The organism is Myroides albus, from assembly GCF_024722315.1.
Lineage (GTDB): Bacteria > Bacteroidota > Bacteroidia > Flavobacteriales > Flavobacteriaceae > Flavobacterium > Flavobacterium album_A.
In genome coordinates, this window is sequence record NZ_CP102754.1 from 446,936 (window position 1) to 470,104 (window position 23,169).

General features: G+C 32.7%; 26 protein-coding genes and 1 pseudogene. 12 read left to right on the plus strand and 15 right to left on the minus strand.

Features of this window, described 5'->3' with window-relative positions; all coding sequences use genetic code 11:
- Positions 1-209: 209 nt before the first annotated feature.
- The 3 genes from NWE55_RS02125 to NWE55_RS02135 all read right to left on the minus strand — a co-directional run bounded on the left by NWE55_RS02125 (position 210) and on the right by NWE55_RS02135 (position 3,071).
- Positions 210-653: a hypothetical protein gene (locus NWE55_RS02125; RefSeq protein ID WP_258204547.1), complete on the minus strand. Its 444-nt coding sequence runs from the start codon at positions 651-653 to the stop codon at positions 210-212.
- 75 nt (positions 654-728) lie between these two features.
- A complete protein-coding gene (locus tag NWE55_RS02130) occupies positions 729-1,979 on the minus strand; it encodes an erythromycin esterase family protein (RefSeq protein ID WP_258204548.1) in 1,251 nt (416 codons plus the stop codon).
- Positions 1,980-2,033: 54 nt separating this feature from the next.
- Positions 2,034-3,071 (minus strand): alpha/beta hydrolase, encoded by a 1,038-nt coding sequence (locus tag NWE55_RS02135; protein WP_258204549.1) that lies wholly within the window; start codon positions 3,069-3,071, stop codon positions 2,034-2,036.
- A gap of 363 nt (positions 3,072-3,434) precedes the next feature.
- On the opposite strand from NWE55_RS02135, the gene NWE55_RS02140 reads away from it, so the two are divergent.
- The 3 genes from NWE55_RS02140 to NWE55_RS02150 all read left to right on the plus strand — a co-directional run bounded on the left by NWE55_RS02140 (position 3,435) and on the right by NWE55_RS02150 (position 5,746).
- Positions 3,435-4,436 (plus strand): hypothetical protein, encoded by a 1,002-nt coding sequence (locus NWE55_RS02140; protein ID WP_258204550.1) that lies wholly within the window; start codon positions 3,435-3,437, stop codon positions 4,434-4,436.
- A gap of 118 nt (positions 4,437-4,554) precedes the next feature.
- On the plus strand, positions 4,555-5,064 hold the full coding sequence (locus tag NWE55_RS02145; RefSeq protein ID WP_258204551.1) for a hypothetical protein: 510 nt from the start codon (positions 4,555-4,557) through the stop codon (positions 5,062-5,064).
- A 196-nt stretch (positions 5,065-5,260) separates the two neighbouring features.
- Positions 5,261-5,746 carry a hypothetical protein gene (locus NWE55_RS02150; protein ID WP_258204552.1) on the plus strand — a complete coding sequence of 162 codons (486 nt, stop codon included), beginning with the start codon at positions 5,261-5,263 and terminating at the stop codon, positions 5,744-5,746.
- 30 nt (positions 5,747-5,776) lie between these two features.
- On the opposite strand, the gene NWE55_RS02155 is transcribed toward NWE55_RS02150, so the two are convergent.
- The gene (locus tag NWE55_RS02155; RefSeq protein WP_258204553.1) at positions 5,777-6,310 is read right to left on the minus strand and encodes a hypothetical protein; all 534 of its coding nucleotides are present in this window, start codon (positions 6,308-6,310) and stop codon (positions 5,777-5,779) included.
- A 263-nt stretch (positions 6,311-6,573) separates the two neighbouring features.
- Positions 6,574-7,056 carry an Imm30 family immunity protein gene (locus tag NWE55_RS02160; RefSeq protein WP_258204554.1) on the minus strand — a complete coding sequence of 161 codons (483 nt, stop codon included), beginning with the start codon at positions 7,054-7,056 and terminating at the stop codon, positions 6,574-6,576.
- Positions 7,057-7,310: 254 nt separating this feature from the next.
- Between NWE55_RS02160 and NWE55_RS02165 the strand changes: the two genes are divergently transcribed.
- The 3 genes and pseudogenes from NWE55_RS02165 to NWE55_RS02175 all read left to right on the plus strand — a co-directional run bounded on the left by NWE55_RS02165 (position 7,311) and on the right by NWE55_RS02175 (position 9,330).
- On the plus strand, positions 7,311-7,604 hold the full coding sequence (locus tag NWE55_RS02165) for a helix-turn-helix transcriptional regulator (RefSeq protein ID WP_258204555.1): 294 nt from the start codon (positions 7,311-7,313) through the stop codon (positions 7,602-7,604).
- 581 nt (positions 7,605-8,185) lie between these two features.
- Positions 8,186-8,446 (plus strand): annotated as a pseudogene (locus tag NWE55_RS02170) (transposase); the annotation flags it as partial.
- Positions 8,447-8,484: 38 nt separating this feature from the next.
- Positions 8,485-9,330: an IS3 family transposase gene (locus NWE55_RS02175; RefSeq protein WP_258204714.1), complete on the plus strand. Its 846-nt coding sequence runs from the start codon at positions 8,485-8,487 to the stop codon at positions 9,328-9,330.
- Positions 9,331-10,166: 836 nt separating this feature from the next.
- On the opposite strand, the gene NWE55_RS02180 is transcribed toward NWE55_RS02175, so the two are convergent.
- The 5 genes from NWE55_RS02180 to NWE55_RS02200 form a co-directional block, all read right to left on the minus strand.
- Complete coding sequence (locus NWE55_RS02180) at positions 10,167-11,225, minus strand: hypothetical protein (protein ID WP_258204556.1); 1,059 nt, start codon at positions 11,223-11,225, stop codon at positions 10,167-10,169.
- A gap of 120 nt (positions 11,226-11,345) precedes the next feature.
- Positions 11,346-12,008 carry a HEAT repeat domain-containing protein gene (locus NWE55_RS02185; RefSeq protein WP_258204557.1) on the minus strand — a complete coding sequence of 221 codons (663 nt, stop codon included), beginning with the start codon at positions 12,006-12,008 and terminating at the stop codon, positions 11,346-11,348.
- 660 nt (positions 12,009-12,668) lie between these two features.
- Positions 12,669-13,100, minus strand: a complete 432-nt coding sequence (locus tag NWE55_RS02190) for a hypothetical protein (protein ID WP_258204558.1) — start codon at positions 13,098-13,100, stop codon at positions 12,669-12,671.
- Between the two features lie 302 nt (positions 13,101-13,402).
- The gene (locus NWE55_RS02195) at positions 13,403-13,600 is read right to left on the minus strand and encodes a hypothetical protein (RefSeq protein ID WP_258204559.1); all 198 of its coding nucleotides are present in this window, start codon (positions 13,598-13,600) and stop codon (positions 13,403-13,405) included.
- A 217-nt stretch (positions 13,601-13,817) separates the two neighbouring features.
- The gene (locus NWE55_RS02200) at positions 13,818-14,219 is read right to left on the minus strand and encodes an SMI1/KNR4 family protein (RefSeq protein WP_258204560.1); all 402 of its coding nucleotides are present in this window, start codon (positions 14,217-14,219) and stop codon (positions 13,818-13,820) included.
- Between the two features lie 261 nt (positions 14,220-14,480).
- Here NWE55_RS02200 and NWE55_RS02205 point away from each other — a divergent pair, with 261 nt between their 5' ends.
- From NWE55_RS02205 to NWE55_RS02230, 6 genes are all read left to right on the plus strand, one after another.
- The gene (locus tag NWE55_RS02205; RefSeq protein ID WP_258204561.1) at positions 14,481-15,230 is read left to right on the plus strand and encodes a metallophosphoesterase; all 750 of its coding nucleotides are present in this window, start codon (positions 14,481-14,483) and stop codon (positions 15,228-15,230) included.
- A gap of 178 nt (positions 15,231-15,408) precedes the next feature.
- Positions 15,409-15,588, plus strand: a complete 180-nt coding sequence (locus tag NWE55_RS02210) for a Fic/DOC family N-terminal domain-containing protein (protein WP_258204562.1) — start codon at positions 15,409-15,411, stop codon at positions 15,586-15,588.
- Between the two features lie 304 nt (positions 15,589-15,892).
- Positions 15,893-16,318: a hypothetical protein gene (locus tag NWE55_RS02215; RefSeq protein WP_258204563.1), complete on the plus strand. Its 426-nt coding sequence runs from the start codon at positions 15,893-15,895 to the stop codon at positions 16,316-16,318.
- Positions 16,315-16,680 (plus strand): BlaI/MecI/CopY family transcriptional regulator, encoded by a 366-nt coding sequence (locus tag NWE55_RS02220; protein WP_258204564.1) that lies wholly within the window; start codon positions 16,315-16,317, stop codon positions 16,678-16,680. The genes NWE55_RS02215 and NWE55_RS02220 overlap by 4 nt, the downstream gene beginning before the upstream one ends.
- Positions 16,681-16,686: 6 nt before the next feature.
- On the plus strand, positions 16,687-17,877 hold the full coding sequence (locus NWE55_RS02225; protein WP_258204565.1) for a M56 family metallopeptidase: 1,191 nt from the start codon (positions 16,687-16,689) through the stop codon (positions 17,875-17,877).
- A 6-nt stretch (positions 17,878-17,883) separates the two neighbouring features.
- Positions 17,884-18,690 carry a hypothetical protein gene (locus NWE55_RS02230; protein ID WP_258204566.1) on the plus strand — a complete coding sequence of 269 codons (807 nt, stop codon included), beginning with the start codon at positions 17,884-17,886 and terminating at the stop codon, positions 18,688-18,690.
- Between the two features lie 159 nt (positions 18,691-18,849).
- On the opposite strand, the gene NWE55_RS02235 is transcribed toward NWE55_RS02230, so the two are convergent.
- From NWE55_RS02235 to NWE55_RS02255, 5 genes are all read right to left on the minus strand, one after another.
- Positions 18,850-20,067: a TCR/Tet family MFS transporter gene (locus NWE55_RS02235; RefSeq protein WP_258204567.1), complete on the minus strand. Its 1,218-nt coding sequence runs from the start codon at positions 20,065-20,067 to the stop codon at positions 18,850-18,852.
- A gap of 82 nt (positions 20,068-20,149) precedes the next feature.
- Entirely contained in the window at positions 20,150-21,025 is an 876-nt protein-coding gene (locus NWE55_RS02240; RefSeq protein WP_258204568.1) for a helix-turn-helix domain-containing protein, read from the minus strand.
- A 150-nt stretch (positions 21,026-21,175) separates the two neighbouring features.
- The gene (locus NWE55_RS02245; RefSeq protein ID WP_258204569.1) at positions 21,176-21,424 is read right to left on the minus strand and encodes a hypothetical protein; all 249 of its coding nucleotides are present in this window, start codon (positions 21,422-21,424) and stop codon (positions 21,176-21,178) included.
- 26 nt (positions 21,425-21,450) lie between these two features.
- A complete protein-coding gene (locus NWE55_RS02250; protein WP_258204570.1) occupies positions 21,451-22,068 on the minus strand; it encodes a pentapeptide repeat-containing protein in 618 nt (205 codons plus the stop codon).
- 213 nt (positions 22,069-22,281) lie between these two features.
- The gene (locus NWE55_RS02255; protein ID WP_258204571.1) at positions 22,282-23,139 is read right to left on the minus strand and encodes a helix-turn-helix domain-containing protein; all 858 of its coding nucleotides are present in this window, start codon (positions 23,137-23,139) and stop codon (positions 22,282-22,284) included.
- Between the last annotated feature and the right edge of the window lie 30 nt (positions 23,140-23,169).

A 23,169-nucleotide genomic window follows, 5' to 3' on the forward strand; every position in this document is an offset into this window, starting at 1 on the left:
ATAATGTTACTTCTGTTCGCATTCCAGAACTTTGATTTGAGCGTTAAACTGAAGTTTTGATTATTAAATAATTACACCAAAGCCAAGGATAAAAGCATCCCTTGGCTTTTTTTGATTGAGCAATAAGTCCTATTTAGATTCCCTCCCCTAATTACTAGCTATTTCAAGCGAGAAATCGTCGGTATATTTGATTTATTATCTATAAAACTTCATTCATCTACACGATCAAAAACCCAACCTTTGAGTTTGTGTTTCTTATAGGCTTTACTAAAATCTTGATCTACCCAAATACCATCTTTATAACTAATTTTATCCTGATCTATATGATTTAAAATATGTAATAGTTTATATTCCGTTTCAACAAAAACATTATTTGAATATATTGAAGCATCTAATAATTCAAAGGCATTTTGATAATGTAAGTGAAGTAAATCTATTACTTTTTGATTAATTAAATATATATTTACTTTGTCTGTTGGAATACAATCCCATTTCTTTTCAATTGTATGAAAATCTAAAAAATCTATACGCATAGTTAGCTCTAACGGATCAGGTTTAATAAAAAACACATAGTGTAATGGGCTTTCTTCACATAAAAGCATTCCATGCATTTTATTTGGGTAATTATTATTTAAGGTTATTCTATATTTCATACTTATTTTATCACAAAATTACAGGATGAAGTAGATGATACAAGGGTATTAATTCGTTTTATATCAACCTGTCTCTTACCAGATTTTATACTCAGCCATTTTTAAAGGCTCATTCGTTTTAATGTAAAAAACGCCATCAAAGACATCCAACCACGTACCCGGTTTATTGTCATAACCGAGTATCATACTAGCAAATGTGGTTTGCTTAAGTGTAGGTTCTTTGTTTTTTATTTCATTAAAATCGAGATAACCAAAGGGCGTATTACTCTGATGTAAATAATGTTCTAAGGAGTTCTCAGGGGTGTAAATTTGATGCAGCTCACTCGTTGTTAAGATATCCTTTACCTCTCCTGAAGAAGATATAAAAGCCATGCTGTAGACCTTATCCTGAAACGCATCGACTAAATATTCCGCAAACAACTTAAAGTTTTGATACAACGTCGGATCCTCTTCTCTATAGCGCACGTTTTGTACGTGTTTTGCTCCGTGAAAATTGGCAATCCAAACAATAATCTTCGCGCCTGGATTGTTCTTTTTATGCCAAATAACATTTTCAGCCATGCGTTTATCTCGAATATTAACATATTGATTTTCACCTTCATATCCACCTAAAACAAGACTGTATTTATAATCCTCTATCCCTCCTTTAATATTGACTAAAGCCTGGGTAGTAAATCCATTTTTAGTTTCATCTTTTCCTTTTTCAATAATAGCCGTTATTATTTGTAAGATAAAATCCATTTCTTCCACGGTTATCTCTTCGTCAAACCGATTCATTTTTTCATAGGTTTCCTTAAACTGTTTCTTGGTAGTTGCATCAATATCCACTTTTTCTAAAGCGGTATAAAGGAAATCTTCCACGGGAACATTGCGATTATATCCTTCAATGCCGATGTACTTCCAATTGAGGTCCTCATTGTGTAAAATATCGAGTACCATCCCCTTGGTCTGCACCACATCTCCCCAATGTGGCTTCCATTTACTTAAATCAGCAGTGGGAAAAAGATCGGGGTAGGCATTATTTTTTAATTCTAAATCAATAAATCCCTCCCCTTCTAAAGCTAGTGTATTAAATCCTTTTTCTTTCATCAAATATTGAACAAGTTCCGCTTTAACCTCATAGGTTTTACCATCTCCGTGCCCCGCTTCTCCTAAGATAACAATTTCGCTATCCCCAATGCGGTGGGCAATTGCTTCAAACGAAGCTTGATCCACTTGCTCGAATGGAATCATATAAGAAGCTATTTGCTTTTCGACAGTTGCCTCTTGAGCGCTTGAAAACAAGGCAGTACCTACAAGCAAAGAGGTCGTAATACTTTTGATCATACGTAATATAAGTGATTTGATTGTTACTAAGTTAAATGGTAGAAGATTGACATCCTATTGTCTTTTAATCCAATCTACCATTTGTTGTTTCGGTTGTTGGTGAATGTCATAAGGCGTACTTTCTCCATCCGAGAAAAAGTGGTTTTCACCCTCTACTACTATCGCAGCTATCGCAGGATTCTCGAGGCTATTTAAACGATTGATATTCGCTACCGGATCAACAATCACATCCTCTGAACCAATCATATAAAAAACGGGGATGTTGGTGTTTTTCAATACATCAATACGGTCTTTTGCCACTAAATCACGCTCCAGATAGCCAAGTAAAAAAGGGAAACGAGTAGCATGTCTTTTCTTTGTGTAACCGACTCTCTTTACTTCTTTTCTATACACTTTCCAAAACCTTTTTTCTTCTTGATGGGCAATGGCAAAATCAATTAACTCCGAACATATATTCTCTTTTTCTTCGCGTGTATCGTAGAGAAAGTAATCATTAAATATATTTTCACTGTTTTGTAATTGATAGAGGAATAGTTGTTTACCTGTAACAACGGGAGCAGCTAAAAGCACTAAAAAGTCCGGATTAATCTCGTGTTCTAAGGCATCCATAACCGCTACACCCCCTAGACTATGACCAATAATTCCTATTTTTTTACCCTGTAGGTCTGGATGTTTCTTTAGCATGTTAAACGCACTAGCCAACTCTTCCCCCATCATTGTCGCCGTGTAAAGCATATTACCTCCTCCTTCTCCTTTAGAATTTCCCATTTCACGTTCATCATATCGAAACACAGCAATGTGATTATCCAATAAAGCTTCCGCTAAAGGACTATGGGTATTGCGCGTATTATAACCCGTTCCGGGTTTAATAATCACCACTTGATCAAAACCATCTTTGGGAAGAATTAAACTCCCTTCAAAAGACACACTGTCCACTTTTTGTTTATAATCAAAGGCAGGCACATTAAAATTGATCGTGGAAAAAGAATAGTTGTTCTTTTTAGTGATAAAGGATTCGTATGGAGTTTTTACATTTTGTCCAAAACAAAGGGGCGTTAGTAAAAGAAAAGCCCCGAGAGTTCTCATCTTCATAGTTATTTATTTTATTTGATTTGTATATATTTCACTTAATAGGGAAATAAACTTAGTTAATTACATCTTAACAAGTAACAGGGTTATGTTTATTTTAACATAGTGTTTCCGTTTAATACGGCTCTGAACACAGTTGAATGTAAGTAGAGAAACAAACTGACAAACTAGCAAATAGGCGATTCCTCCGCTTTTTTTAGCAAACCGAAATCACCGCTATTTTTCTATTTTTTTTCAGCATGTTGTAACTTTTTCATTTACACACGTCTTATCCTGCAGCACGCTTTGTTCGTTCTACGTCGTTCTCTTGGCACATCAAGAAAGAAAGCACCAAGCAACAAAACCTAACCCAAACAACTAAGTTATATGAAAAATCAAGCAAAATACACTCTTGTTTTTTTACCCTTTCTCCTTCTACTTTTAGCCCCTGCTGTAGTTGCACAAAACACAACCTATACCGATTATTACACGGCGATCAATAAGGCCAAACAGTTAGCTGCAGAGCAACAAAATAAGCGTGCTACTCAAGCCTACAACAGCGCCTTTGAAACGGCTTTTCCTTTTCCGGACGATATTATAGATGCCATCAAATTAAACGGAAAACTAAACAACAAAGCTGAAGTTGAGCAACTCTTGAAATTATTGGTTTTAAGTGGTTATAAAAAAGACAATGAAATTGCAGTATACCTCGAAGAAGATCAGCAGTATTTTAAACATCGCAGAGACACCTATTTAGCTATTCCCGAGTATCAAGACGAGTTGGATACTATTTATCCACTCCATCGACAAGCCTACCTCAAAAACGTTGATTTTGCAAAAGATCAATACCTGTCGATGTTTAAGTCACACGAATTTTTAATTACCTACACCCGAAAATACGCTAACGCTACTGCAAATCAATCTCAGGGAGAATATCTACAAAATACCTTATGGAGTAGTACCAAAGACCTGTTTTTAAATCTATATCACGCGGGACAGGATATCAGCAGACAACAAACCGATACTTGGAATGATGATCTATTTCTAAATTGCCTTATTCACTCAGCCCAAACCCCAACCTATAAAAAAGAAGAATATCAAACATTCTTATTTGACATGGTGAAATTGGGCAACTTATCCCCTTACCAATATGCCACAATCATCGATGATGTTGAGCGAAGATTGGGCAATCCTCAACGCTATGGAACAATCACGGATCCCGTAGCCTTTGATGGGAATATTGAAAAGTATAGAAATACGCCAAAACAAATTTCTTCGATTCAAGATATCAAAAAAGTCGATGAAAGAAGAAAAGCTATCTTTCTTCCTCCGCTATGGGTCAGTGCAAAGAAATTCGGTTTTAAACTTCCAGAGGACTATACGTTTTAGCATATCGAAAGGAGTATGTATCATGGTTCGATCTACTAGCTCCTATTTTTATAAACTCTGTTTTTATTGAAATAACTATTGATTATCTTAGCCTATAATCTATATGGTAAACTTGGTCATGAACACCCTACCTCAACAATTGAATGCGCTCGATATCCTTAACATTTTTATAGAGGAACATCGCATTTGTAGTCCTTTAGACTTTGAAGCCGATGTAAGTTTTATTTTAAACTTTAATACCACAATCAGCGATTGGAGATGTGCTAGAGACCTCATGCCTTGGAGACCACTGTCTCGTTTTTTGAATGTCGAATTTAATCTCACCGTATCCGAACAACAGTGGAAAGCGGTTCTTACCCCTGCCCGAAAAAGAACGTTGAGAGACGTATGTGAATTAATTGCTCAGCATTGTACTTTTACCTCGGTTACTCCCGTTCAATTACTGGAAAATTCCTGTTTAAGTGCATCTGTTTTTATCACCCTAAAAAAATATTTAGCGCGCAGAGGAGTTCAAGTGGATGAACTAAAGCCCTCCACCACTATTGCCCCTTATCTCCATACTGATTTTTCTGCTATGATTGAACAAATCGGAATCCTAGCTCGAGGAAATAAGGTCTTTGAAATATAGGATTTTACTTCAGCAGCGCATTTGGATAAATCCTTTTTAAATTTACCCTTCACTCCAGTTGCATTAGAGACGGGATCTATACTGACGTTTCGGGATGTAGTAGAGAAAATTATCGCTGTAAATGATCCCTATCGTTCTTGTGAATCCTAGCGAACTTTAGTAAATTAACCTATACTAAACCTCATTACCCTCACCATTGAAAAACTACATTTTACTTCTAACCCTACTTGGTACATTTACGCTACAGGCGCAAGAACAGGTTTTTACCTCTCGTAAAGGTCCCAAATTTTTACCTGGTCATTACGATATCACCATAACGGTTCAAAATGACACCTTGAAATACGAACTATTTAATCACTGGTATTCCAGATCCTATGCGCAATTGCGAAATGTATCCATTCCTCTAAGCGACATACACAAACAGGATAGTATTACCTTCAAAATAACTAAAAAAGGTATTCATCTAACGGATGAAAAATTTGGTATTACTAAAAAAGTAAAGCGTAAAAACCTGTGTGATTCGCTGGAAGATATGAGAAAAATCTCCTATGCCTATGAAATCGCACAAGATAACAACCTAATGCATTATGAGCTATTTAAGTCTGCTGATTTACAGCTATCCGAAGCAGCCTTTCGAGCAAAAGTGAAGGAAAACCTGTTAATTAAAAGGGAGAATGAGTGACAAGATGGGATGAGTATAGAACGCTATTAACTATGGAATTAATTGGACATGGATCAAAGAGGAGTAGAAATGAGTGTCTAAGCACACCAATGTTGTGAACAATAAACTAGTTATAAAGTTGTTTTTTCTAACAGCCAAGCGATCGCTAAACCAAGCGAACTCTTGATTGCTAATTAATTCTTTATCAAACAATGTTGTTATAAAAGAGGCATACTTACTTTGAATTTTTCCATCGGCATGTTGAATGATATAGTACAGCTGAGCTAGTGAAACATCCGTTAGTTTAATTTCCTTGGCTATATATTGATCCAAAATAGGCAGTACGATACGTTGATTGTCTAGATCAATTTTCTCAGCCTTAGCAAAATGGTCTACTAATTCTTGATTACTCCTATTTTCATTTGCCAATAAGGAATCCAATTCCACTCTGATTTGTTGATCCTTTTGATAAGATTCAGCAATAAGGCTATCATAGGTAGAAACTACCTTGGGTTGTGCAGTCATTTTGACCAGAATAAAGAATAGGAATACGGTATAGTGAAACGATTTAAGCGTAAACTTCATAGCTAGAGAGTAAAGGGTTTTCTACTTCGGTTTTTAGAATCAGAGAAATAGTCAGACAAGGAATCAAACTATTTTATTGGGTCCTTACTCAAATATACTTTTTTTAACCGTTTATCGAAACATCTAGTTGGATTAAAAAATACTAATTATCAAGTAGTTCTGGCACTTTAACAACCGTCCCCGTGGATAACCAAGGTAAGCTTTTATCTTACTTTGGAATCAAAAAATTCAAGGTTTGCCGTGTGTACTTCTATAAAAGAACCTTAGTTCGAATAGCCTAATGCACTTAACAGCAAGCGACATGGTAAACCAAATTTAGCGTCATCTCTTTGTATAATTCGCAAGAAAATGAGTCGTAATTCCTCATTTAGTTCATCCTTATGTTGGTGGCTGACAATGCGCAATAAATCATCAAAACACGCCTCGCTATTGATCATTCGAAGAAAAATCAGTTCTTTCCATTCTTCAGCCTGTTCCTGAAACGAATCCATAGCGGCTAAAATAAGCTCAATATACTTGGAAAACCCTAAAGTGCTTACATAGGATTCGATCGCATGGAGTACGCCATACATGACTTCTTCCTGTTGTGTTCGATCATCTAATACGCTTAGAAATAACGGGAGATACTCTATTTTTTCTTGTTGATACAAGAGGGCTAAGGCTTCTTCAAATTGTTCCACTTCTTCCTCACTCGTCATTAATCTAGTTGCAAATAGCTGTAAGGCTAGGTCTTCCGTTGTTTTCATCGTTTTGTCGTATTTTTTTATGTTGACTCCTTGTCATTTGCCGTTTCGTTCTGTTTCAAAGTTACCTTTTTATACTTAACTTCCTCTGCTAATTATACTCGAAAATCTAGTCGCTTGTTTTACTCGAAATACGTGGTATGATCTAAAAGTTCTGAAAGCATCCCAAATAGGCCAAGTACTACCCTAAATTACACTTGATATACATTCTTGACTAGTTAACTGTAGTTTGCTTCTAAATCTAAAAGTAATTGACTATGGAAACTATCACACTTATTCTAGAAAAACTTGACTACTTAGAGCAACTCATCATTGCTAATCACAAAGAAATCCTATCTGTGGAAGAACTAGAAAAATATACTGGTTTTAAAAAATCGTATATCTATCACCTGGTTCACTACAGTAAAATCCCCTACTCTAAACCGAATGGTAATTACTTGTTCTTTCAGAAATCTGAAATCAATGAGTGGCTGCTAAAAAACAAGTATTTATCTGATGATCAAATTCAGACAAAAGCACGCGAATATGTCTTGAAAAAGAAGGAATTTTAGATTGATTTTTGAGGTTTTAAATGTTGAGGCAGAAAGTTAAAGGACTTTGGTGGTAAGGGTTAATGACTGGTTAAAGATGTTGAAAATTTACATTTAGAAAAAAATATTGACGCAGACTACCTGCTTTTGAGAATGAAGAAAATTTCGAACTGAATGAAGCTCTTAATGTAAAGACATTCTATAGTCTTGTATTTAAGGCTAAATCTAACTGAACATATCCTACTTTAGTTTTTAAACAAAAGCAGATAAAGGTCCGCCTGTATACTGATATTATATTACAAAGAACAGACAAATTGTTAGCAAACATTATAACTTAGAAAAGACAATAATTGATTTCATCTGAATTAGGCGCACTTGGCTTTTAAACCAAACAGTTACATTTCCTCCATCTATAATTCGAAATTGAATGTTTCCATTGAGTCAATACTTTGACTTATAAATGAAATATTGCAGTTGACTAAAAAATTTCTAACTGAAAAATTCCATCTTTTGACTAAGCTAAAACAAATAAGTTGTAGGCTTCCCTAAAAATGGGACAGTTGTTAATTCGAAATTATTAACTTTAAACAAAACTGTCAAGTATGAAAACAAGTAATTTTAGTGAGAGCCAAATCATTAAAGCTCTCAAAGAAAATGAACAGGGAAGATCAGTAAGTGAAATCTCTCGAGAATTAGGTATTGATAAGAGTACATTCTACTATTGGAGAAAGAAGTATGGTGGAATGGAAAAACAAGAGTTGAAACGTTTAAAAGAACTTGAAGAAGAAAATCGCAAGCTTAAACAGATGTATGCAGATGTTAGTTTAGACAATAAAATGCTCAAAGATATTCTGTCAAAAAAGTTCTAAGCTCAGCAGATAAAATAGAAAGAGCAAAGTATCTGTTAGAGCAATATAAGTTATCCATTGTTCGTATTTGTTTATTAGTTGGATTATGCCGATCAATGTGGTATTATCAAAGTAAAAAAGATGATACACAGGTTATTGATAAACTAAGCGAATTAGCAGAACAATATCCTACTCGCGGCTTTGATGAGTACTACAATAAGATACGCAGAGAAGGACTTATATGGAACAGAAAAAGAGTTCTACGCGTTTATCGCTTAATGAAACTAAGTCTAAGAAGAAAACATAAGAAACGTTTAATAACAAGAGTTAAACAGCCTTTAGAAACACCACAAGTACTCAATGAGTGTTGGAGTATGGACTTTATGAGTGACTTACTTACAGATGGCAGAAAAGTACGAGTTTTTAATGTATTAGATGACTGTAATAGAGAAGCAATAGCTATTGAAGCTGGATTAAGTTATCCTGCAAGGGCGGTAATAGAAACATTAGAAAACTTAAAACAAGAAATAGGTACTCCAAAGTACATTAGATGTGATAACGGCCCTGAATTTATCTCTAAAACCTTTGTAAATTGGTGTGAGAATAATTTTATAGAAATTAAATATACCCAGCCTGGCAAACCAATGCAGAATGGATATATAGAACGTTTTAATCGATTTTTTAGAGAGGATATATTAGATGCTTTTTACTTCAATGATATCTACCAGTTACAAAGATTGGCTGATAAATGGAGAGAGGATTACAATTTTCACCATCCTCATAAAGCATTAGGGAATAAATCGCCTAAAGAATATAAGCCCAGATTTGATAAAGAATTTAAATTCTTCATCAAATCTGAACATAATAAGAATTATTTGTCGAATTTAGAGGTGTCCTAAAATGGGGAAGCCTACATTAATATTTTTAAGTGGATCAAGGGAACTTATTATTCCCATAGTAACTATAATACTTAAATTTCGAACATTACTTAGGTATTGTAATGCGCTTAAATCGCCTTCTTCTAAAAGTTTTTCTGTTGTTATTTCGTACAGTACTAATAAGTCAGAATAATTGACAAGCAGTTCATTTAACATGCTCAAGCATTTACTATCAAACTCTTTATTACTGATATAGACACTTGATGAAGTAATCAATTTTTCCTCTAAGGTTAAAACATTACCTTGGTTTATCTTTGAAAAAAAAGTCTTTGTTTCATTATTATACTATTAAATGTAAATCTCTATTTAGACCTATCTTTGGTCAATACTCTTGTTTTACCCTCTAGGTTTTACATACGAAATCATCGCTTGGATGTATTGGCGGTGTATAGGTGTTAGTGCGGGGTAAGGTACTTGTCAATTAAATTGCGTTTGTTTATGTTCATCTACGATCAATACAAAACCAGCCAACAAGAGTTCTTCTCCTTTCTTTAGCGCTATGCTAGGCATTAAACTATCACAACTCTTATGTTGTTCTTCTCCCCTAGTTATCTCGCTCAAAAGCAGTCTCAATTTCAACAGAACAGCCTGATTAGACGCTGACGCACTAAACGCCGACTTCACTATCAAAGGTAATGTCGCGAGTCAACTGATGTTCTTTTGCCAATTTTCTTGCCAATTGCTCAACAGAATATCCACCGCGCCTTTTTTACCAAAATAGGAATCAAAGTAGTGAAAATTCGTGTAAATGATGGAGAAAACACGTGGAGTACTCTAGTAAAATACAAGGAAAAAACTCATTCATTTTCTTCTTCTTTACGGTAAGTTTTCAGTTGTCGTTTGAGACTATCTTTGATTATTTTAGCACTAATTTTCTTGCTGCAATACAGTAATTCAGCAGTAAAATCAAGCTGTTGATTGGCTAGTAACGCATCAGCTATAAAGGACCACAAATTATCTTTTAAACTAAAGTCTGACGGAGCCCATCTCACCCTAGCTGGAATTGCATCCAACAGTTGTTGTAAGTAGGCAAAGTTCTCATGTGTTTGATTGGCTTTGTTATAGCGAAAAGCATTGGCCAGAATTATTTCCTGCACGTACAAATTAGGAGCTTCAAACGCTAGAGCATTCAATAGTGTTTGAATAGCATTAAACGATTCCTTTTTCACTAAAGGCAAGAAAGCGGCGACATAATATGCAGGTCCAAAGGGTTTGTTTTGAACTAACGCCATTACCTCCTCTAAAGGATGTTGAGTAGCAGAGGTTTCGATAAAAATGGTCTTGATTTCCTCTAAGTCATCAATATCTTTTCGGGCATCACATTTTTTTAAGACCTGAAGAAAATTTGCTTTATCTCCACGACTAGCATAATAGTGTGCGAGTAATCGATAACTGCGGTAGTGATACGCCTTGTCCTTTATTTTAGGAATTAGAGCTAGACTTGTTTCAATATTGTCCTCCAACACTAGTTTTTCAATGGTAAAATTGACCAATCGACTCTGCAAAATTTCATCTGTTGCCGCTTCTATATAGCCTTGTAAAGACTGGGTAGATACGTTCTCATTTTCACAGACTTGCAACAAGTGATAGACCACATCGAGAAAGGAATACGGATACCGTTGATTGTGTACCTCAAGTGTTGGATCCGCCTGCTCAAGCGCTTCAAGTGCTTGTCTAACGAGCTGTTGTAAGGATTTTCCTAACATTTTTCCCTTTCTTTGTTGATCGAGAATAAGGGCTTTAGCCAGAAAGTCTTGGGTATCAATACACGATATAACCACTTCATTGGACAAGGTATAGTCTTGCATCCAATTGATTAATTGGATACAGATGGATATTTCTTCTTCTTGTTTCATAACAGCAAGCAAAAAAGACAAGTGAACTCGTCCTTTGTTTTTCTTTTTTATAAAAGTAAGCAAAAAACAGTAAACCTAGTTTGATACGCAGCCTTACTATACAAAGAAAGGATTCAAAGCTTACTCTGCGTATACTTTCTTACCTTTTCTAACTTTTTCAATTAGATTATGTCTTTTTCCTAAATACTCATCTTTAGAACATTCTTCTATAAAACTACTAATTTTAGGGTCTTTTCTATCCCACTTAGACATTGCAGATAACAAATACTCTCTTGGGTCAAAAACTCCAACCTTATGTTGTTCTTTTATAAGAGATTTTTTTAAATTAACTGCATCTATAAGTTTATAAATATCTTTTATTTCAGGGACAACATCATCAAATGCCAACGATTTTAATGCTCCATTAAGTACTGATAAATTGCCTTCTTTCAATAATTCCAGAATAGGAATTATATCATTTTTATTTTCCCTTTTTATTCTTATAAATGCTAAAGTTGCCTCATTAGTTATCATGTCATGTATTATATTATTCTCTATGATAATAGATAACTCTTGAAGAACATTCTTATACTTAATTTTACCTAAAGCTTTTATCATTATACATTGTGTTTCCCATGCTTTTAGATTCTTACTTTCTTTCAGATATGCTTGGTATAATGAATCACCAAGGTCAACTATTCCAAAATCACCTATCAATTTAGCTGCTTTTCTTCTTTCAGGTGCTTTGGAAGATTCTAATAATAATTTTAAATCTTCAATACTTTCTTTTAGAACTTTTGCCATATATCTTCTTTATTTTTTCTACATTTTTTTACTAACTCTTTTGTCATAATTCTAATCTACAATTTAACCGAAGTATACTTTGATCTTACTGAAACCGCTTGAGTTGCACCATCAACATAAGAATTAGCATCGTTGTGTAATGGTGTGAATGATCAGACTACAAACAGGATTTTGTTTATTTGCTACTTTGATCTTATCAGTTACATTATCAGTTACATTTACTTCATAATAATATTGTTCTAATCCTCTTGGTCTATTTTTCCCAACTTAATCTTGACACACCTTACCACCACATTTCTATTGAAAAATAAGGATTTGTCCTTATTTTATGAATATAAGCAGTGAGCTCACCTGTTCTTTTAATCAAAGTATCACCTATTTCGATGTTTTGTACATACTGACTCCATCTTCTTCCTGGATCAGTAATAGTTTTATCTACATTAGTATATGGATCTGTCCCCCTCTACTATAAAATAGTGGCGTCCTTTTTGAATAGGAAGTTTTTTAACTATTACTATACACTCTGTCTTTAACTCATCACTAGTTAATCACTCACAATCTACTTATAATTATTACATCCACTAATTATAAGGAAACTCAAAAACAGCAAGTAATGTTTATCTTTCATTTTTTGTGACTTAGTTTTTAATATGCAGACCACTAAATACTATCTTTAACCTGTAAGTCACTTAAACTTTTAATTATATCTTGAATTTGATTCTCTGTCAAAGAATATATGTTTGGTCGTGTTTTAACTATAGTTTTTCCATTTTGAAGCAAACTAAATTTATTAAACTTACCAGAGCTTGTTACCACATTTTTATATCTATATTCTAATTCCGCTACTTTATAAGTATTTTTAATAACTTTGCCGAATCTTGCAAAACTATAACTAACTGTTTGGTTACTTGAGTCTATAATAAACTCAATATCTGAATAAATAAAATTTGAAATACCTAGTAGCCCTAGAACTACTATATTTAAGATAATAATATTAAGGGCTTCCATGTCTATAAAGTATCCTATAACTGAAATACCTATCACAAGAAAGAGAATAACTGAATAATCTAGTTTAGCTTTATAAATTTGCATACTTGTTTGTTTTTTTACACAGTATTAAGTACTAAGAGAATTGATAAAATAATATGACAAGACTTTCAAAACAAACTATAAATATTTCTTTTTTCAACCTTTTTTTATTACACTAAGACCTTATCAGCAAAATTTATCTTACCTAGTTCTCTTATAATAGTCTTCTTTTAATTTTAAAAAAGGTAGAGTCTGTGTTACCTGATCTATTGTCATTCCATTTATTAAACGATTATCACAATCCCACTTCATATAATATATAGTATCTTTTGAATGAATTTCGGTAATCATAGAATCGTTATGTTTTATAATTGTATCTCATACTGACCAAAAAAATTGAAAGACTCTGTCCAACGATGATTTAGTAGTTTAATCAAAGTATCATTTGATGTTTGTAAGTCTTTTCCTTGCAAGAGATAATGAAACTCACCACCTTTAGAACTTTTATAAGGATATCCACTTAATATAATTTGATAATCTTCTTCATTAGTGATTTTTGTCATCCTATCACAATACTCCTTATGTAAAAAAACAAGAAGTTAGCAAAAGTGATAGTCCTCCTATTAATTTTTTTTAATCTTTTCATTTTACAATAGTAGTTTTATAACTATCATTATCTGTTTAGCTATATACTCTTGATCAGATCAATTGTCAATGTCAAGCACCTCATAACAAAAACAGATATATAGGAGACCTTTAAAACCCTAAGTATAATATCTTTTATTGATTCAATAAATCCTCAATACTATCCGCCACTTTATTAGGAATTCCCTCCTCATGCCACCATGCATAAATAACCTCACTCAGTTGTTTTTCATTATCATTTTCTGGTAGTAGAATTAAATGATCGCCGCTCCCATTGGAAGCAATCGCTATTGCATTAGCAGGAAAATTACGCCATTCTTTGGCTTGTTTCGTTTCTAAACCAATATGATTACACGTGCGACTCATTCTTTTTCTATCAGATCGATCAAAAAAAGGATACAACTGCCAATCATCCTCTTTGGTTGTTAACTCTCCCCCATTCTCTTGTATCATCTTCTCTTTAAAACGCGTAGGAAACAAAACACCTAATTCGTCTTCGGTTTGTACAATATATTTAAGTTCAATTGGAAATGGCATCTATTTACACTTTTTAAAATAGTTTTTTACTCATTTGTAAATATACCAAAGTATTTTTTATGGGACTCTTTCTACTTTGAGTGTAAATAAAAAAGAATGGTAGCTGATGTCATTATTTAATTGAGGTTGCGGTTTTTAGTAGATCCATCGCTTCTTACTTCTATAAAGAATGGAAAACTAACTTTGTTTTATATTAACCTTCATACCTAGCATAAAACTCGTACCTTTACTAAACTTTTTTTTAACTCCTTTTTTTTCACCATGAAAACACAGATAATCAGTGATTTACATTTAGAATTTGGCAGTAGTGCCACTTTGTCTTTTGACAAGGCTGATCTGATTATATTAGCTGGAGATACCCATTTGGGTAGCAAGGGAATCGAGTGGATTAAAAAATACATTCCCAATAAAAAAGTGCTGTACTTATTGGGCAATCACGAGTATTATAAGGGTTCATACCCAAAGACTTTAAACAAAATAATCGATGCCGCAAAAGATACAAACATTCACGTACTTGAAAATAGTTTTATTGATATAGAAGATATTCGCTTTCACGGCTGTACCTTATGGACGGATTTTTCAATTTTTGGTAGCCCAATAGAATATGGAATGATTTGCCAAAGCAAAATGAACGACTACAAGCAAATTAAACGAGATCCCTCCTATTCCAAATTGAGAACAATTGATGTTTATCAAATCCATCAAAAATCAAGAGCTTGGTTAAATCAAAGTTTAAAAGAGTCTACTGCTAAAAAAAATGTAGTTATCACTCATCATGCTCCTAGTATTTTATCCATTCCCGAAAGCTATAAAAATGATCCTGTAACCGCCGCTTATGCTTCCAACTTGGACGATTTTATTTTAGAACATCAACCCACCTTTTGGATTCACGGTCATATTCATACACCTTGCCAGTATAAAATTGGCGAAACAGAAATTATTTGTAATCCACATGGCTATTTAGATGAAAGAGATAATGGGTTTGATAAAGAACTGATTATTGAATTATAAAAAGAGAAGCTATTTACTATGCGATTTAATTAATTTTTAATCAATTAAAAGTTACTATCTCATTCCTTTACCCTATTTTTATAGTAATCTAAATGCACAACAAAGAAATTAGCGTGGAAAAGACAAAACAGTTTCCATTCATTTCTAAGTAGCTCAAGATATATTAAAAACAAAAAACATGACTAATTATATAATTCCACCTTTGCCTTTAGCTACTGACTTAGAAACTAAAAAAGTGTTAAAAAAAGGAATAGCAGCTAACAAAGCATTAGCTGAATTAAATGGGGTTTCTGAAACTATTCCCAATGAACAGATCATTTTGAATACGCTTTCCTTACAAGAAGCAATACATCGATAAAAGTAAGCAATGAAAATGGAGAAATTATCGATATGCCCTATGATGAAATCAACAGTATGTTTTCCCCTCTTTTTGAAGAAGATATTGAGTTTATCATCACATTTCCTCATGATATATTTGATACCCCAGCATATTCCACTTTAAAGCTCTCCTTTCAAACCAATTTTTTTAACTTGATTCAGTTTCTAGAAGAGTTTCAAAAAGAAATGGAGATTACTTAGTTTTTAGACATTTTTAAATAAAGTAGTCATTTGTTTTTATTTTATTCTATATTTGTAGAACAACTTCTTCAAACATAGAACAAATGAAATATATTCAATTGATTACCATATTTACTTTAGTCTTTATTTTTAATTCTTGTAAGACTAATCAAAAAGTAGGCGGTGAAAAAGTAGGTCGATGGATATTTAAAAATACCGTAGAAGGGCAAGTGGAGATTCACAAAGGCCGATTCAATAAAGATGGTTTTCAGAAAGGAACTTGGAGATATAAACGCAATGGTAAACTATATAAAAAAGAGGAATTTCATGATTCAGTATCCTTTACTACTTACTATTATCCTAATAGTAAAATTGAATCTTTTGGAAAGACTGTTTTTATCGAGAACAACGAAGGATTACATTATTACTATACAGGGTCTTGGTTTATATATGATATAAAAGGGAAGTTAATACAAGTAAAACATTATAACAAAGGAATATTAGAACATATTGTAACTGTAAAAAAATGATAAAATTACCACAAACAGAAGAACAATTAATGGAGTATATATGGGAAATGAAGAAGGCTTTCACTAAAAATTTAATGGATAAATACCCTGATCCTAAACCTGCTCAGACTACTTTAGCTACTCTATTAAAGAGATTGACTGAAAAGAACTTTATAAACTACAAATTATATGGGAATTCGAGAGAATATTATCCTTTGGTAAAAAAAGATGATTATTTTGAAAAACATATCAATAATATGATTGAGAACTTCTTTGATAATTCAGCTTTGCGTTTTGCTTCTTTTTTTACTAAAAATAGCAAGATGAGTAAGGAGGAACTAGAAGAGCTTAAGAAAATTGTAGATGAACAACTCCAAAAATAATAGATTATGTTACTATACCTAACCAAACTTACAATTATTCTAGCAGTTGCCTTATTAATCTATAAGTTAATTTTAGAGAATACAATGGCTCATCATTTTAAAAGATACTATTTATTAGTTGGCTTAGTGATATCCTTTACACTACCACTAATTACTTTATCTGTCCCATTAGGACCAACTGTCGTAAATGATACTCTAACAACATTCAGTGAAACTATTATTGTCTTACCTAATACTCAAAAATTAGCTTCATATGACTGGCAAAGCTTACTGATTGCCATTTATACAATAGGGGTTATTACTAGTTTTACATTCTTGATAGCAGAAGTATATCAAATAGAAAAGTTAAAGAGAAAAGGAACAAAAGTAGAGTTTGAAGGTATGACAATAATACTTTTAGATAAGTTAAACAATACTTTTTCTTTTGGAAAACACATTTACTTACCACTATCTCAAGAATTAAGCCTAACAAATAAGATACTCTTACATGAAAAAACTCATATAGTACAGTATCATACATTGGATATTTTGTTTATTGAAATAGTAAAAGTGGTGTTCTGGTTTCATCCATTATTTTACTATTACAAAACCTGTATTGCACTTAATCATGAGTTTTTAGCTGATAAAGGTAGTATCGCTTCTAAAGAAGAAACTAATGCATATTTAGAATTACTATTAAACCAAACTTGTAAGAAAATAGAAACTAATATTATAAGTTCATTCAACTTTAATTTGACTAAAAAACGCTTTGTGATGATAACTAAAGATAAAAAACCAATGTATGATTTAGCAGCAATTGCATTATCTAGTACTTTATTTCTTGGTATTGGAGTATTTACAATCAACACGCAAGCAGCACCTTCACCCCAGAAAGTAATTAATAAACAACAAATATATACAGCAACAGAAATTCCTGCTACCTATAAAGGGGGTATAAATCAATTTGTACAAGATTTTGTTAGTCGACTAGAAGTTCCTAAACAATTACATAGCAATAGAATTGAAAATTCAATGATTATAGTCCAATTTACAATAACAAGAGAGGGTACTCTTGAAGACTTTAATATATTAAAAGATCCATTAGGCATTGGAGATCAAGTAATATCTATATTAGAGAATTTACCTCCCTGGTCACCAGCTAAACACAATGGAGAATCAGTTCCCTCTAAGTTCACTTTACCAATCAAATTAAAATAGCTTACAATGATATACCTTAACGCTACCTACTCCCATGTACTAAAGTATTTTACTTTGATAATATCTCTCTTTATATTAAACTTAAATCAAGCAATTGCTCAAGAAGACACCTTTGTTGCATACAAAGATTTTCTGAAAATTAGATATATAGAACTACCTAATAAAACAAAGTTATTAGTGCATCAGATTACTTATGTCGATGTAAATATAAAGGGTGCCGAGTATATAAATAACCAAATATTGTTTTGGGATTATTTGCTTACTAATTATACAGACCAGATTAAGTATACACCTTTAGAAAAAGTCAAAGATACAATTGCCTTACAAGATACTTATGTATCATACATAAGCAAAGATGAGATTTTAACGCCAATTGTATCAGATTATATCTCTAAGGCATTTTCAAAAACTAAAAGTAAAGATCAGGTATCTATTGACGAGTTACTAAACATAGCTGTAAAATTTTTTAGTATAGACAAAGTTACACAAGAAGGGATGTATTCTGTAAAGGTATGTGTGGGGTCTAACGATCTTAAAAGTACAGAAGCTAATCGCAAACCTTTTTTAGAAGCTTTTGCCTTTAATACTTTAATGAAGAACCTTAAAAATAAAAAGTATGATGTTTATCCATATTTTATAAATGCAGTAAAGGAAATCTATAAGCTTAACTTAGGAATTGATAAAAAGGAAATGTTACTTCGTGCTCAAGGAGCATTGTTTATACAGATGCTACAAAGTGAAGATTTAACTAAATTATTAAAAGAAGAATACCTAAAAAACAAAGAAGTATTGCCCTTTGTACTATTACTTTAATAGTCAAAAACATATTTTGAAACACTAATTTGAACAGGTAAGCTCTAGTTTTAAGCTATAAGAAAGTATACAAAATTATTTGCTCTACAATTAAACAATATGGTAATAGTTCTTTTAATTTAGTTGATAAAACAAAGTGAGTAAGTTATAAAAAAATAATCATCTGTTTTTTCTTCTAAAACCATAATAGATAAACACAGCACTGATAAACATCAATAGCGACGCTAATAAAAACGGAGCTCCCGAGAACTCAAAAGGTGCACTCTCATGGGAAAAATAATAGAATAAGTTAGTCATAATAGGTGGTCCAATAATAGAAGTAACACTTACTAAACTTGTTAAAGCACCTTGTAATTCACCTTGTTGATCAGAAGGTATACTCTTACTAATTAAAGACTGAAGAGAAGGGCCGCAAATACCCCCTAAAGAATACGGTATTAAAAAGACTAACATCATCCATCCCTGATTTGCAAAAGCAAACAATAATAGTCCTAATGCATAAAACAAAAGTCCTAAATAGATGCTTTTTTGTTCTCCTAATTTAGGCACACTCCATCTTATTAATACTCCTTGTACCAATCCTATTAATAATCCCAATATCCCTAATGAGATCCCCACTAGCCTTTCCGTCCAACTAAACTTATACATCGTAAAGAAATGCCAATTACTCTGAACTGCATGTAGCCCAATATAGACGAACACTAAAGCAAATACTAAATTGGAAACTTTAGGATGTTTAAATAAAAACTGAAAAGAACCTATCGGATTAGCACGTTTCCACTCAAATGATCTTCTCTTACTTTTATCTAAACTCTCTGGAAGCATAAAGTACCCGTAAAGGAAATTCAGAAGACATAACACAGCTGCTACATAAAAAGGTACTCGCGCTCCATAATGTCCTAATAAACCTCCCAAAACAGGTCCTATTATAAACCCTAGACCAAAAGCAGCTCCTATTACTCCGAAATTCTTTGTTCTGTTCTCATCAGTAGATATATCAGCAATATAAGCACTTGCCGTAGAAATACTAGCTCCTGTCAGTCCAGCTATGATACGACCTACAAATAACCATCCTATAGAAGGTGCGAGAGCTAATAAAATATAATCTATCGAAAAGCCAAAAAGAGAAATAAGTAAAATAGGTCTTCTACCATACTTATCACTAAGATTACCTACTACAGGTGAAAATACAAACTGTGTAAATGCATAGGCAAAACCAAGCCATCCACCATACGTAGCAGCTTCACTAATATCACCTTGAATAAGCTCACCAATCAGTTTCGGAACGACAGGAAGTATAATACCCCACCCTGTTATATCTAGCAATAGAGTAAGAAAGATAAACCCTACTGCAGCTTTTTTATCTATTTTTTTCATGTGGTAAAAGTAAACAGAGTGCCAGAATGAGATATTGACGATTTAAGAGGTTTTAAGTACTATTTCTAAGCCTTCTTGATGATTACTCTTCCTCTCGATATAACTTAGGAGACATCCCAGTATTTCGTTTAAAATATCTACAAAACACACTAGTATCTGTAAACTCCAGCTCATTACTAATTTCTTTTACTGATAAACTTGATGATTTAAGTAGTGTTTTAGCGTGTAAAATGAGTACATGATCAATCCATTGCAAAGTAGACTTACCTGTATTTTGTTTTAGAAACGACGAGAGGTACTGCGTACTTAAATGTAGTTCATCTGCATAAAACTGTACATTTCTTTGCTTATGAGCATATTTAGAAACCAAAGAGTAAAAGTTATCGATAATTTCGTGTGTTCGATTCTTTGTTTGGCTTTTAGTATTAGGCACATCTTGATACTTTTCTATAATCAAATTAATCAATGCCATAACAAGGTGCTTGAGCATTTCTATTTTATTAGAGCTTTGCCTCTTATTGTATACTTTCTCAATAAGCCTGATTAACTCCTGTTGTAAAAGAAGCTCTTCGGGATCCAATCTTATAATCGGTTGCCAACGAATCTGATCATTCATTACAAATTCTCTTAATATGGGAAAAGTTGAAATATAGTCTAATGAAAGACCAATAGTTACTATTTCTGCATCTTCACTTAAAGACTTTGTCTCTATCATAACCTGTGGAGGAACAACAGCTATATCTCCATTTTTGACTTCATACTCAGAAAAATGAATTTGGGTTTTCATTGTCCCTTTTAATACAACACCTAATAACAGTCCCTCAAACAAACGACTATGTTTCTTATAGTTTTGATTTGCCTTACTGTGTTGATGAAAGACAACAATACCATCTATTTTCCTAGCCGAATCAAGATCATATAGACTATAAACATTATCAAGGGTTATAAATAAAGCCATATTCACACATATTTTTATATACTAGCAAGAAGTACTTTTCGTCTTTCTAATGGCGGATAGCCAAACATAAACTCTTTAATAGATATGTAAGATACTACCAAACCTTACAATGTTACCTATTTCTTTTTAGAAATTAGTATTTTATTGTCTTTAAATTTCTTGATCTTGACTATTTAGAATTCTAAATAATACATGCTTAGTGATTTTTTGATTTTCATCTAATTCTATTACTTCTTCATCTAACTCATAAAATGAATAAGACAGTTGAATTTCATCAAGTAGATTAATTATTTGCTTTAATAGAATAGATACATCAGTGTGGTTGTTATAAAATAATACTCCAGTAAATATTGGTTGATTCTTTTCTATTCTCAATTTTATGTCACCTAAAGGTGTCATAATAAGGCTTTTTATTTCTACATCTCCTACTCTTCTATATAATCAGGTATATCCATGTCCGAAAATTGAGATAACTTTGGAAGAAAACAACCTTCCATTTTCACCCCTCTAAAATCACATGCAACAAATGCAGTATTTGTAAAATTACAATTATAGAATCTTGAAGCCCTAAATTCTACTCGAACAAATTGTGCATCAGTAAAATCGCAATTATAAAACTTCGTTCTCCTACCTCCATACTCATACCCGTATGTTCCTATACCTATTTTAGCACCAACAAAAGAACAATCTTCAAAAACAGTGTCATCAGCTTTAAATACCAATTTAGCTTGCTGAAAATTACACTGTTTGATTATAGATTTACTTAAAACACTTCGATTGAGCTTTGCTTTAGTAAAATTACTTAATTCCCATACACTTTCATGAGCATCAACGTCTATAAAGGAATAAGATAAGTTAACATTATACAACTTCGATTTAGACAATGATGAGTGTTCCAGTAGCTTTATTTTATTACCTAAGTGAATACCTGCTAAATCGATATCTTTTAAATCTGTTACATTTTTATAGTGTAGTGATTCTATTTCCTTCTGTAAAGTAGTAGTAAACTCCACATCATTCCATCTATCTTTTAATTTTTTCATATTTAATTTGTTATTGGAATCACATAATCCACTAAACCACCGTATTTATCGATCTCAAAGATAACAGATTTTTCCATCGTGATTAGTGAAATATACATCCTCACAACTATTTGTTGATTTTTAACAAAGATCAACTTAACCAGGAAGCTCTATGCTTTTTCTAAAAACTTGTTTAAACTATCAATCCTTCACTACTCTAAAGCTAAGTACAACCTAACTCTTGCGATATTCTATAGGTGTCATACCTGTGTTCTTTTTAAAATAGCGACAGAACAAAGTAGGCTCTGTAAAATTTAAGGCTAAAGCAATCTCTTTCGTTGTTGAATTAGTATTTTTCAACTGAGATTTGCTATAGAGAATGACTAATTCACTAATCCAATGCGAAATAGTATGCTGGGTGACACTTCGAATGACAGTAGATAGATGTTGAGGAGTGACACAGAGCGCGTCGGCGTAGAATTGTAGAGAGCGCTCTGTCTTAAAGTGGTTGTACAAAAGCTTAAAAAAACTTCTTGTCAAGTATTCATAACGCGACTCTACCCTATCCTCTACACTTTTGTGTAGATAAATCCTTTGGATTTCTAACAATAGCGCACTAAACAAATGAGTACGTACCTCTGAACTGGGGTTCTCTGAGTAATTATACCGACTTGCTACTGCAAACAACTCCTGTAATAAAGCCATTTGAGAAGTTCCTAATTGAATGACAAATAGATCCCTTAAAGCCTCTAACAATTCAATCTTAAAAAAAGAAGCTGATCTTGTTATAAAATCAAACGAAAACATCAATGAGTAGATTTCGATATCTTCAGAAACTTCTATTGGGGATACAAGCGAATTAGGTATCAGACTGATTAAACTTCCCGACTGAATACTATATTCTTTTAAGTCTATCTTAATCCTCGCATTCCCTTTTACACAAAGTCCTATCACAAAAGCATTAATGCTATGAGGATATTTGGCAAAGTAATCTACTATTTCCTTAGCATCTCTTGAAATATAGATTGCTTGATTTAAATCTAATCCCCTATCCTGCACTATAGATTCTATTGTATGCTGTTTTGCCTTCATAACAAATCTTTCTTACAAAAATAAATAATC